Here is a 12569-nt window from a genome sequence, read left to right as displayed (position 1 = left end):
GAGGCACCGCTCCATGACCACCGACACCTCCACCGCGCCCGGCACCGCCGAGGAGCACACGACCACCTTCGCCGAGCTGGGCATCGACCCCCGCGTGCTCGCCACCCTCGACGAGGTCGGCTACGAGAACCCCACCCCCATCCAGGCCGCGACCATCCCGGCGCTGCTGGCGGGCAACGACGTCGTGGGCCTCGCCCAGACCGGCACCGGCAAGACCGCGGCCTTCGCGGTGCCCGCCCTGTCCCGGCTCGCCGAGCTCTCCGACGTCAACGGCGTCTCCCGCGACACCCAGGTGCTCGTGCTCGCCCCGACCCGCGAGCTCGCCCTCCAGGTCGGCGAGGCGTTCTCCTCCTACGCCGGCCACCTCGAGGACTTCACCGTCCTGCCGGTCTACGGCGGTTCCCCCTACGGCCCGCAGCTGGCCGGACTGCGCCGCGGCGCCCAGGTGGTCGTCGGCACGCCCGGCCGTGTGATCGACCACCTCAAGAAGGGGTCCCTGGACCTGTCCCACCTGCAGTACGTGGTCCTCGACGAGGCCGACGAGATGCTGCGGATGGGCTTCGCGGAGGACGTCGAGGAGATCCTCTCCCAGACGCCGGTGGAGAAGCAGGTCGCGCTGTTCTCCGCGACCATGCCCCCGGCCATCCGCAAGATCGCCAAGCAGTACCTGCGCGACCCGCAGGAGATCGCGGTCAAGGGCAAGACCACCACGGGCACCAACACCCGGCAGCGCTACCTGCAGGTCATGGGCTCGCACAAGATGGAGGCCATGACCCGCATCCTCGAGGTCGGGGACTACGACGGCGTCATCGTCTTCGTGCGCACCAAGGCCGCCACCGAGGAGGTCGCCGACCGGCTCAAGGCCCGCGGCTACGCCGCCGCCGCCATCAACGGCGACATCCCGCAGAACATGCGCGAGCGCACCGTGGAGGCCCTGCGCGAGGGCAAGGTCGACATCCTCGTGGCCACGGACGTCGCCGCCCGCGGCCTCGACGTCGAGCGCATCTCCCTCGTGGTCAACTACGACATCCCCCACGACACCGAGTCCTACGTGCACCGGATCGGCCGCACGGGCCGCGCCGGGCGCTCCGGCGAGGCGATCCTGTTCATGACCCCGCGGGAGAAGTACCTGCTGCGGGCCATCGAGAAGGCCACCCGCCAGCCGGTGGAGCTCATGCGCATGCCCTCCACCGAGGACGTCAACCGCACCCGCAAGGACAAGTTCGCCCAGCAGATCACGGACACCATGGAGTCCGAGGACCTCGGCCAGTTCCGCGAGCTCGTCGAGCAGTACCAGGCCGAGCACGACGTCGACGCCGTGGAGATCGCCGCCGCGATCGCCGTGATGGCCCAGGACGGGCGGCCCTTCTTCGTGGAGGAGCTGCCCGAGCCGCCGCAGCGCAGCCGGGACCGCGAGCGCCCGGGCCGGGACGGCGACGACCGGCCGCGGCGCGAGCCCCGCACCGAGAAGGGCATGGCCACGTACCGGCTGGCCGTGGGCCACCGCCACCGCGTGTCCCCGGGCTCCGTGGTGGGCGCGCTCACCAACGAGGGCGGCCTGAGCGGCGAGCAGATCGGGGCGATCGACATCCGCTCCACGCACACCCTCGTGGGCCTGCCCGAGAACCTGCCCGCCTCCACCCTGGACCGGCTCTCCCGCACCCGCATCAACGGCGAGCTCATCCAGCTCGAGGCCGACCGCGGCCCCGGCGCCGGCGGCCGGGCCCGGCCGCGGAGCACCTCCTCCTACCAGGACCGCCCTCGTCGCGGCGGCCCCCGGGGCGGGGAGTCCCGCGGCGGCTACCAGGGCCGCAAGCCCGGGTACTCGGCCGGGGAGCGCGACGGCGACCGGCCGCACCGCAAGCCGCGCCACAAGAACTACTGAGCCCGGAGCAGGGGCACCTGAGAGGGGGATGGGCCGGACGGCTCATCCCCCTCTCATGTGCCGCCGATAGTCTGGGCGCATGTCGGCGGGCCCGCGGTGGGAGAGACTGCGGGCGGAGCTGAAGTCCGTCCGCAGCCGGGTGCTCGCCACCACGCTGGTGTTCCTGGCCGTCGCGCTGCTCGCGGTGGGCGGGCTGACCCACTACCTGCGCCTGGTCGACCTCGACGAGTCCGCGCGCCAGGACATCGTCCAGGAGGCCGGGGAACTCCAGCGGCTGGCCCAGCGGGGCCCGCTGGGCCCCGACGCCTCGCCCGCCGAGGACCTGGACACTCCCGCGGACGAGCCGTTCACCGACCTGTCCCAGCTGTTCTACACCTTCATGACCACCACGGTTCCCGGCGAGCACGAGAGCATCCTCGCCCTCGTCGGCGGCGAACCCGCGTTCCAGCACGCCGACCTGTCCCGGTTCCAGCTCGACGACCCCGCTACGCTCGCCGCGGTCCAGGACCGTGCGCGGCCGGGGCAGACCGTGGTCTTCGACCACGAACAGGACGGACGGGAGCTGCGCCTCGGGGTCATCTCCGTGGTTCTGGACGAGGACCCCCGGCAGGGCTACCTGGTGGTCGGCTTCGACATGAGCGCCCAGCGCGGGATCGTCCTCGACTCGCTGTGGCGCTACCTGGGCCTCAGCACCCTCACGATGGTCGTCGCCGGGCTCGCCGCCTACGTCCTCGTCGGACGGGTCACCGCCCCGATCACCCGCCTGCGCCGGGCCACCGAGCAGATCAGCCCGGACGATCTCGGTCGGCGCGTGCCCGTGGCCCAGGACGACTCCGACGTGGGCCAGCTCGCCACCAACTTCAACGCGATGCTGAGCCGGATCGAGACGGCCTTCGTCCAGCAGCGCCAGTTCCTGGACGACGCCGCCCACGAGCTGCGCACCCCTCTGACGATCCTGCACGGCAACCTCGAACTGATGGACGAGCGGGACCCGCACGACGTCGAGGAGGTCCGGGCGATGCTCCTCGACGAGATCGAGCGGATGAACCGGCTCGTGGAGGACCTGCTGCTGCTCGCCAAGTCCCAGCGGCCCGACTTCGTCCGCCCCGGCACCGTCGAGATCTCCTCGTGGCTCGACGACACCATGGACCGGCTGCGGGCGCTGGGGGACCGGCGCTGGGAGCTGGAGGCCCGGGCGGAGGGGCCGGTCATGGCCGATGCGCAGCGGCTCACCCAAGCCGTCCTGCAGCTCGCGGCCAACGCGGTGAAGTTCTCCGCCCCCGGCGACCTCGTGGCACTGGGGGCGGCCTGGGCCACCGAACCGGCCGCGCCCGGCACCGACCTGCCCGTGCGCCGGCTCGAGGTGTGGGTCCGGGACACCGGCGTGGGCGTGGCAGCGGAGGACCAGCAACGGATCTTCGAGCGCTTCGTCCGGGCCGACACCGGGCGCACCGTGGAGGGCTCCGGGCTCGGGCTCGCGATCGTGGCCGCCATCGCCCACGGCCACGGCGGGTCCGTGGGACTGCGCTCGAGCCCCGGGGACGGATCCACGTTCACGCTCCGCCTGCCCGGCCCCCCATCGGCCCCCGCGCCCGCCCCCGGCACCGCCGGGCAGGACCCCGCCGGGCACGCTCCGACGGTGTCCGGCACCCACGTCACCACGGCATCGCCCGGGAAGTAGAGGAACTCCATGGCCAGCATCCTCATCGCAGAGGACGAGGAGCGCATCGCGCGCTTCATCCAGAAGGGCCTGCGCGCCGCGGGCTACACGACCACGGTGGTCGAGGACGGCACGAGCGCCCTCGACTACGCGAGCACCGGGGAGTTCGACCTGCTCGTCCTCGACGTGGGCCTGCCCGGCATGGACGGTTTCCGGGTGCTCACGATGCTGCGTTCCCTCGGCTTCTCGATCCCGGTGATCATGTGCACCGCCCGCGACTCCGTCGAGGACACCGTCGCGGGACTGGAGCAGGGCGCCGACGACTACCTCGCCAAGCCGTTCCGCTTCCAGGAGCTGCTGGCCCGCGTCCGGGCCAGGCTCCGGGACCGGGCGGTCGGCGACCAGGGTGCCGACGAGCTCCGCTACGGCGGGCTCGCGCTCGACGCCGGGACCCGGTGCGCGGTGCTGGAGGGCCAGCAGATCGAGCTCTCGGCCCGGGAGTTCTCGATGGCCAGGGCCTTCCTCGAAAGCCCCGGTCAGGTGCTCACCCGTGAGCAGCTGCTCAACAAGGTCTGGGGCTACGACTTCGACGGCTCGTCCAACGTGGTGGACGTGTATGTCCGCTACCTGCGCAACAAGCTCGGCGCGGAGCGCATCGTCACCGTCCGCGGGGCGGGGTACCGGCTCGCCAAGCTGTGAGGGACGCGGGTCCGGGGGCTCGGGCCGGCGGGTGCGGGCCGGCCCGGATGAGAACCTTTTCATCGACGGCTCATGTTCTCATCATGTCCCTCCACCACAGTGGGCGGCAGCCGCACCGGCGCCGGACCCACCGGCGCCGCCCCCGAGGAGGACACGATGAGCGACGACGAGCTGCGGGTGGTGCTGTACTCGCACGACTCCCAGGGCCTGGGCCACACCCGCCGGAACCTGGCGCTCGCCCGGTCCCTCGCCCAGCACCTGCCGGCGCTGACCGGGCGCCCGGTGACGGGCATGCTGCTGACCGGCATCGACGCCGCCACCTCCCACGGGCGCCCGGACGGCTTCGACTGGGTGGTGCTGCCCGGCATCCGCAAGGGCGACTCCGGCTACACCCCCCGCAACCTCTCCGTGGACATGGCCCACCTCACCGCCCTGCGCTCGGGAATGGTGGACGCCGCCCTCACGGGCTTCCGCCCGCACCTCGTCGTCGTCGACCGCCACGCCTGGGGCGTGGACCGGGAACTGCTCGAACCGCTGCGGCGGCTCCGGGCGCAGAGCCCGGCAACGGTCGTGGTCCTCGGCCTGCGCGAGGTCCTCGACGAGCCCACCGTCGCGGCCCGCGAGTGGGCCGCGCTCGGTGACCTGGACGCCGTGCGGGACGTCTACGACCAGATCTGGGTCTACGGCGACCGGGCGGTGCACGACCCCGTGGCCTCCGGCGAGATCCCCGGCGAGCTCGCCGACCTGGTCCGCCACACCGGCTACCTCGCGACCGGCCGGACGGCGGGGCGGCGGACGAGCGGCGTGGACCGCCCCTATGTCCTGACCATGGCCGGCGGAGGCTCCGACGGCCACCGCCTGACCCTCGCCGCCGCGTGCGCCCCGGTGCCCCACGGCTACCGCCACGTGGTGATCACGGGCCCGCAGATGCCCGGGGAGCACGCCCAGCAGGTCCGTGCCGCCGCCGTGCCGGGGACCCTCGTCCTGCCCTCCGTCCCCGACGCGCTCGCGGAAGTGGTGGACGCGAGCGCGGTGGTGTCCATGGGCGGGTACAACTCCGTGGCCGAGATCCTCACCACCAACACCCCGGCGCTCCTGGTGCCGCGCGACCACCCCCGGCAGGAGCAGCTGATCCGGGCCCGCGCCCTCCAGGCGCACGGCGCGGTGGACGTGCTGAGCGCCGCCGACCTCACCGGCGCCGCGCTCAGCGGTTGGCTGCACCGGGTGGTCGGCACCGTGCGGATGCGCCGCCACCTCGGGCTCGACGGGTTGCGCACCGTCCCCGTGCTCGCCGCCCGGCTCCTGCCCGCGGGCCTGCCGCCGGTGCCGGCCGCCGCCCCGGCCCGCTCCGGGGGCCCCCGGTGAGCGGCCACCGCATCGGCTACGTGCTGAAGGTCTACCCCCGCTTCTCGGAGACGTTCGTCGTCACCGAGGTCCTGGCCCGGGAGGCCCAGGGCGAGGACCTGACGATCTTCGCCCTGCGGCACAGCACCGATCCCCGCTTCCACCCCGAGCTGGCCCGCGTCCAGGCGCCGGTGCACCACGTGGACCGCCCCGAGCGGGCCTCCGCCGGTTGGGCCGTCCTGGCCCGCGCGGCGGAGACGGTTCCCGGCTTCGGGCCCCGCTTCGCCGAGCTGCTCCCCGAGCTGGCCGGCACGGAGGCCTCGGAGGTCCACCAGGGAGTGGCTCTGGCCACCCAGGTCGTGGAGCAGGGCATCACCCACCTGCACGCGCACTTCGCGACCCTCGCCGCGCACGTGGCCGAGATCGCCTCCCGGCTCACGGGGGTGCCGTTCTCGGTGACGACCCACGCGAAGGACATCTTCCACGAGTCCGTGGACCCGGCCCGGCTGCGCCGCACCCTCGAACGTGCCGAGCACGTGGTGGTGATCTCCGAGTACAACCGGCGGCACCTGGCTGCCGCGTTCCCCGAGCAGGCGCACCGGCTGCGGCTCGTGCGCAACGGCCTGGAGCTCGACCGCTTCCCCTACCGGGACCCGGGGCCGGTGGGGGAGACCCTGCGGGTCGTTGCCGTGGGCCGCCTCGTGGAGAAGAAGGGCTTCGACCGTCTCGTGCGGGCGGCCGCCCGGTACCGGGACATGGGCGGCCGCCCGGCCGTCACCGTGGCAGGCGGCGGTGAGCTGGCGGGGCCGCTGCGCGCCCTGATCGCGGAGCTCGGGGCCGAGGACGTCGTCGAGCTGGTCGGGCCCCGCACCCAGGCCGAGATCGGGCGGCTGCTGCGCACCGCGGACGTGTTCGCGGCCCCGTGCACGATCGGCGCCGACGGCAACGCCGACGGGCTGCCCACGGTGCTGCTCGAGGCGATGGCCATGGGCGTGCCCGTGATCGCGAGCGACGTCACCGGCATCCCCGAGGTGGTCCGCAACGAGCTCCCGCGCACCGGGGTCCTCGTGCCCGCCGCCGACGACGACGCGCTCCTCGGGGCGCTCGCCGCGGTCGCCGACCCCGGCTTCGACCGGGTGGGCGCGGCCCGCGCCGCCCGGGCGGTCGTCGCCCGGGACCACGACGCCACTGGTCAGGCAGCCGCCCTGCGGGCGCTGCTGCCGCCGGAGCCGGCCCACCCGGGGTCCGCTCCACCGGGTTCTGTCCTGCCGGGCGCGGTTCCGCCGTGGTCTGCCGTGCCGGGGAGCGCCCCGCACCCCGGCCGGGATCCCGGCCACAGTCCCCTCCGGGATCCCCACCACGATGCCGGCCGGGCCGCCGACCGGAGGTCCGTCCGGGTTCCCGTCCCGGAGGGCGCCCTCGGCCTCGTCCCGGCCACCGAAGGAGCCGAACGCTGATGCGCCTCGCCTACGTCTGCGCCGACCCCGGCGTTCCCGTGTTCGGCACGAAGGGCGCCTCCGTCCACGTCCAGGAGATCCTGCGCGCCTGGCGCGCCCGCGGCGCCGAGGTCCGTCTCTACGCCACTCGCCTCGGTGAGCAGATGCCCGCCGACCTCGCCGACGTCCCGGTCGTCCACGTGCCGGTGCCGCCGGCCCCCCTCGGGACCGCCCCTGGGCGCGCGGACCGCGTCGCCGCCCGGGAGCGCGCCCAGGCCGACGCCGCCCGCCGGATCGCCGAACGGGTCGTTGCCGACGGCGCGGACGCGGTCCACGAACGGTACTCCCTGTTCTCCACCGCACTGGCCGTGATCACCGGCGCGCTCGGCGTCCCGGGCGTCCTCGAGGTCAACGCGCCCCTCGTCGACGAGCAGCGGACCCACCGCGACCTCGTGGACGAGGACGCCGCCCGGGCCGCGCTGGCCGCGCAGGTCGCCGCGGCCGAGCGCACGGCCTGCGTCTCCGAGCCGGTGGCCCGCTGGGTGCAGCGGACCGTGGCCGCCGCCGGAGGAGAGGCCGGGCGGGTCCTGGTCGCGCCCAACGGCGTGAACGTGGAGCGCATCCTCCCGAGCCGCGACTCGGCCGCCCGGGGACCGGACCCCGGACCGCCGGTCGTCGTGTTCGTCGGCACGCTCAAGCCGTGGCACGGCGTGGAGCACCTGCTGCGCGCCCGTGCGAGCGCGGCCACGGACTGGCACCTGCGCGTGGTGGGGGACGGGCCCCAGCGGGCGTTCCTCGAGGAGCTGGCCGCCTCGCTGGGCGTCGAGGCCGAGTTCACCGGCGCCGTGGCCCCGGCCGAGGTGCCCGGGCTGCTGGCCGGCTGCGCCGTGGCCGTGGCGCCCTACCCTGCCACGGCGGACGCGGAGGACCAGTACTTCTCCCCGCTGAAGATCTACGAGTACGCCGCCGCCGCCCTCCCGGTCGTCGCGTCCCGCGTGGGCCAGGTGCCGGCAGCCGTCCAGGACGGGGTCACCGGTCTGCTCGTGGCGCCCTCGGACCCCGCCGCGCTGGCCCGGGCGATCGACGCGCTCGTGGCCGATCCCGGCCGGCGGCGGGCCATGGGGCGGGCCGGCCGGCGTGACGCGGTGGCCCGGCGCTCCTGGACCGCGGTGCTCGACGACATCCTCGCCGACACGGGCCTCGCCGGTGCGGATCCCCGGGGAACTCCGCGGAGCGGGAGCACCGCCCCGCGGCCGAGCGCCGCGGGAGCGCCGCGGTGAGCCGGGGCAAGCGGCTCGACCGCCGGGCCCTCCGGCGCACCCTCGGGCTGCTCGGCCCGCACCTGCGGGAGCACCGGCCGCTCGCCGCCGGCGGGATCCTGGTGCTGCTGGCCGAGGTGGCGTTCCGCGTACTCGAGCCCTGGCCGCTCAAGATCGTCGTCGACGCGATCTCCCTGTCCCTCGGCGCCGGCAACGTCGACCCGTGGATACCGGAGGCCTCCTGGCAGCTGCTCCTGGCCGCCGGGCTGGCCACGGTCGCGGTGGTCGGCTTCCGCGCGCTCGCCAACTACCTCGCCACGGTCGCGTTCGCGCTCGTCGGCTCCCGGGTCTCCACCGCCCTGCGCGAACGGGTGTTCGCGCACGTCCAGTCCCTCTCCGACCGCTACCACTCGGTCTCCCGGGCCGGGGACACGGTCCAGCGCCTCGTCTCCGACATCGGCAAGCTCCAGGAGGTCGCCGTCACCGCGGGGCTGCCGCTGCTCGCCAACGTCATCACCCTCGTGGTCATGTGCACGGTGATGCTCTTCCTCGACTGGCTGCTGGGCCTCGTGGTGGTGGCGGCGATCCTGGCCTTCCTGCTGGTGGGGCGCGGCTCCGCCGCCAGGATCACCGAGGCCTCGCGCCGGACCCGGCAGGGGGAGGGCGCCCTGGCGAACACCGCCCACGAGTCCCTCGGCGCGATCCGCACGGTCCAGGCCTACGGGCTGGAGGAGCACATGGCGGACTCCTTCGGCCGCTCCAACCGGCAGGCCCTCACCCAGGGCGTGCAGTCCCGCCGTCTGGCCGCCGCGCTCGAGCGGGTCACCGACGTGATCGTGGGCGTGGCCACCGCTGCCGTGCTCTTCGGCGGCGGTCTGCGGGTGCTCGAGGGCGCGATGAGCCTGGGCGACCTGGTGCTGTTCACGACGTACCTGAAGACCTGCATGAAGCCCCTGCGGGACATGGCCAAGTACACCGGGCGGATCGCCCGCGCCGCGGCGTCGGGGGAGCGGGTGGCCGACCTCGTGGACGAGTGCGTGGACGTGCGGGAGGCCCCGGACGCCCTGGTCCTGCCGCGGGTGCGCGGTGAGATCGCCCTCCGCCACGTGGACGCGGCGCACGGCGACCCGGGAGGCCGCGGGCGTGCCGTGCTGCGCGACGTCGACCTCGTGATCCCGGCGGGCCAGCACGTCGCCGTCGTGGGCCCCTCCGGCTCCGGGAAGTCGACCCTGGTCTCCCTGCTCGTGCGGATGATGGACCCGGTGGCCGGCGCCGTGACCCTCGACGGACACGACCTGCGCCGGCTCAGCCTCGGCACCGTGCGCGGCAGCACGGCCCTGCTGCTGCAGGACCCCGTCCTGTTCCACGGCACCGTCCGGGAGAACATCCGGCTCGGCCGCCCGCAGGCCACCGACGCCGAGGTCGAGGCCGCGGCCGCGGCCGCCCAGGCCCACGAGTTCATCACGGCGTTCCCGCAGGGCTACGACACCCCGGTCGGGGAGCGCGGGGCGACGCTCTCGGGCGGGCAGCGCCAGCGGCTGGCCATCGCGCGGGCCCTGCTGCGGGACGCGCCGGTCGTGGTGCTCGACGAGGCCACCACCGGGCTGGACCCCCGGGCGGCCCGGGACGTGCTGGACGCCGTCGGCCGCCTCGTCCGCGGCCGCACGTCCCTGGCCGTGACCCACGACGCCGCCCTGGCCCTCGCCGCCGACCGGGTGCTGTGGGTCCAGGACGGCCGCATCCTGCTCGACGGCACTCCCGAGGAGCTGCATGCCCGCCCGGACGGCGTGTTCGCCGCGTGGGTCGAGCAGCAAGGGGCGCAGGGCCGCCGGGAGGTCCGCTCGTGACGTCGCACCTGCCGGACTCCTGGGAGAGCCTGCCCGCCCTGGCCACGGTCCTCGATCCCGGCCGGCTCACCGAGCTCTTCGGCCACGAGCTGGGCGGACGGCTGCGGACCAGCCGGCTGCGGTACAAACCGGAGGTCTCGGCCGTGGCCCGTGTGGACGTCGACGGGACCGGCGCGGTGCACTGGGTGGCCGCCTACGCACCCTCCGTGCCCGGGCGGGACAAGCTCGAGAGGATCCTGGCGGGCGCCGGGCCGGGCCGGCCCGGACACGGCGCGCCCGTGCTGGTGGCGGACGTGCCGGACCTGCCCGGGCACCGGCTGGCCGTGGGGCGCATCCGCACGGACCCGGGGCTGCGGCGACCGCTCGCCGCGCTCGGGCCGGAGCGGGCCGAGCGCCTCGGGCAGCCGGGGGACGCCGCACGGCTGCTGCGCTACAATCCCCGCCGTCGCACGGTGCTCACGGGCCCCGCCGGCCCCGGCCCCCGCCTGGTCACCAAGATCACGGCCGGACCGTCCGGTGCGGACCCGGTCCTGCTGGCCCGGCTCGCCGCCGCCGGGCTGCCGGTCCTCGCCCCGGTGCCCGCCCCCGGCCTCCCTGTGACACCGCACGTGCTGCACTACCCCTGGTTCGGGGACGGGGACCTCGCGGCCCACGCCGCCGCCGACCCGCCCGGTCGCGGCGCCGGTAGGCCGGTGCTCGGGGCCGCCGCCGCCGCGGGTGCCGCCCTGGCCGAGCTGCACGTGCGCGGCCCGTCGCTGCTCGGTACCGCGCGGGCCGGCGCACCCCTCGACGCCGACCGGAAGCTGCGCTCCCTGGCCGCCGACCTCTCGGCCCTCGACCCGAGGCCGGCCGCTCGCAGCGCCCGCGTCGGGCAGGCCGTCGCCGAGGCCGTCGCCGCGCGCCCCGGGAGCCCGGCGCGCCTGCTCCACGGGGACTTCTCCGCGGACCAGGTGCTCGTGCACGGCTCCGCACCCCCGGGGGCGCCGAGCCTCCGGCTCGCCGACCTCGACCGGATGCGCACCGGCGCGGCGGCCGACGACCTCGGCGCGTTCCTGGCCGTCGAGCTGCTGGACGCCGGGGCGGTGGAGGCCCCGGCCGGCCCGGAGGACTCCCCGCTGACCGGCGCCCTGCTGGGCGGTTACGGATCCGTGGCGGCGCTTCCGCCGTGGCCCGAGATCCTGACCTGGGCCGCGTTCCACGTGCTGGCGCGGTCCATGGAGCCCTTCCGCTCCACCACTCCGGACTGGCGGGAGCTCACCGATCAGCGGCTCCTGCTCGCGGAGCGGCTGGCGGAGCGGGCCCGGAGGACACCGCAGGCCGTGCCGATCCTGCCGGGGCCCGCCGCGCGCACCGTTCCGGCGCGCACCGGAACGCACCCGGTGCGCGTGCCGGAGACCGTGCCGGGCGCTGACGGGCGCCCCCTGCGGGTGCGCCGGGCCTGGCCCACGGGCCGCTCCCGGCTCGTGCTCGAGCTCGAGGACGAGCAGGGGCGCGTCCGGGCGGGCACGACCGGTCCCGGGGCGTCGGGACTGACGGCCGTCCAGGTCCTGCCCCACGGCGAGGACCCCCGACTGCCGGGACTCGCGGTCGCGGTCGCGGCGGGCGGGCGGGTGGTCGTGCACCGGCACGGCCGCCGCGCCGTGCTCGCGGCCCCGGACCGCTTCGTGAAGGTCCTCGCGCCGGGGCGGGCCGGGCAGGTCGCCGAGCTGTCCGGCCGGCTGCACGGCCTGGGCACCGCGGCGGGCCTCGCCGTCCCCGAGGTCCTGGCCCGGACCGAGCACCGGGTCGAGTTCTCCGTGCTGCCCGGCCGGAGCCTGCACGAGCTGGGCGCCGCCGGTGAGACGGACGCGTACCGTGCGGCGTGGACCCAGTGGGCGCAGCGCTGGCCGGACCTGGCCACCGCCGTTCCGGGGGCGGGGCTGCTGCCCCAGCACACCGCCGAGGACGAGGCCCACATGCTGGCCCGGTGGGCGGACCGCCTCGACGCGTTCCCGGGTCTGCTCAGGGCACCACGGGGAGCGGTCGCCAGGCTGGCCCACCGGATCGGCGAGGAGCTCACCACCGCGCCCGCGGGTCGGCGTGCCCGGGCCGTGCTGCACCGGGACCTGCACGACAAGCAGCTGCTGTTCGACGGCGTCCGGCTCGGGCTGCTGGACTTCGACACGGCAGCGCTCGGCGAGCCCGAGCTCGACCTCGCGAACCTCTCCGTCCACCTGGAGCTGCGTGCGGCCCAGGGCCTGCTCGACGCCCCGCTGCAGGCGGCGGGACAGGAGGCGGTGACCGTGGTGGCCGTCCGCCTGGGCGCCGAGCCGGCGCGCCTCGCCGTCCACGCCGACGCGACGCGGCTGCGACTCGCCTGTCTGTACGCGTTCCGCCCGCGGTGGCGAACCATGGCCCAGGGGCTGCTCGACGCTCTGCTTTCCTGAGAGGGCTCTCATG

General features: G+C 75.6%; 8 protein-coding genes. All 8 read left to right on the top strand.

Annotated features, from left to right (window positions below; translation table 11 throughout):
* Window positions 1-13: 13 nt before the first annotated feature.
* The 8 genes from AYX06_RS06050 to AYX06_RS06015 all read left to right on the top strand — a co-directional run bounded on the left by AYX06_RS06050 (window position 14) and on the right by AYX06_RS06015 (window position 12556).
* Window positions 14-1885 carry a DEAD/DEAH box helicase gene (locus AYX06_RS06050; protein ID WP_062735002.1) on the top strand — a complete coding sequence of 624 codons (1872 nt, stop codon included), beginning with the start codon at window positions 14-16 and terminating at the stop codon, window positions 1883-1885.
* A 79-nt stretch (window positions 1886-1964) separates the two neighbouring features.
* A complete protein-coding gene (locus AYX06_RS06045) occupies window positions 1965-3566 on the top strand; it encodes a sensor histidine kinase (protein WP_062735001.1) in 1602 nt (533 codons plus the stop codon).
* 9 nt (window positions 3567-3575) lie between these two features.
* Window positions 3576-4244, top strand: coding sequence for a response regulator transcription factor (locus AYX06_RS06040; RefSeq protein ID WP_062735000.1), 669 nt, complete (start codon window positions 3576-3578; stop codon window positions 4242-4244).
* A 156-nt stretch (window positions 4245-4400) separates the two neighbouring features.
* Window positions 4401-5609, top strand: a complete 1209-nt coding sequence (locus AYX06_RS06035; RefSeq protein WP_062736911.1) for a glycosyltransferase family protein — start codon at window positions 4401-4403, stop codon at window positions 5607-5609.
* On the top strand, window positions 5606-7045 hold the full coding sequence (locus tag AYX06_RS06030) for a glycosyltransferase (RefSeq protein WP_084271473.1): 1440 nt from the start codon (window positions 5606-5608) through the stop codon (window positions 7043-7045). Before AYX06_RS06035 ends, AYX06_RS06030 begins: the two co-directional genes overlap by 4 nt.
* The gene (locus tag AYX06_RS06025) at window positions 7045-8304 is read left to right on the top strand and encodes a glycosyltransferase family 4 protein (protein ID WP_062734999.1); all 1260 of its coding nucleotides are present in this window, start codon (window positions 7045-7047) and stop codon (window positions 8302-8304) included. Before AYX06_RS06030 ends, AYX06_RS06025 begins: the two co-directional genes overlap by 1 nt.
* Complete coding sequence (locus AYX06_RS06020; protein WP_062734998.1) at window positions 8301-10130, top strand: ABC transporter ATP-binding protein; 1830 nt, start codon at window positions 8301-8303, stop codon at window positions 10128-10130. The genes AYX06_RS06025 and AYX06_RS06020 overlap by 4 nt, the downstream gene beginning before the upstream one ends.
* Window positions 10127-12556 (top strand): phosphotransferase, encoded by a 2430-nt coding sequence (locus AYX06_RS06015; RefSeq protein ID WP_062734997.1) that lies wholly within the window; start codon window positions 10127-10129, stop codon window positions 12554-12556. Before AYX06_RS06020 ends, AYX06_RS06015 begins: the two co-directional genes overlap by 4 nt.
* Window positions 12557-12569: the final 13 nt, after the last annotated feature.

This window comes from Kocuria turfanensis, from assembly GCF_001580365.1.
GTDB lineage: Bacteria > Actinomycetota > Actinomycetes > Actinomycetales > Micrococcaceae > Kocuria > Kocuria turfanensis.
The sequence above is the reverse complement of the archived record's forward strand: the minus strand, read 5'-3'. Positions and strand labels throughout refer to the sequence as shown.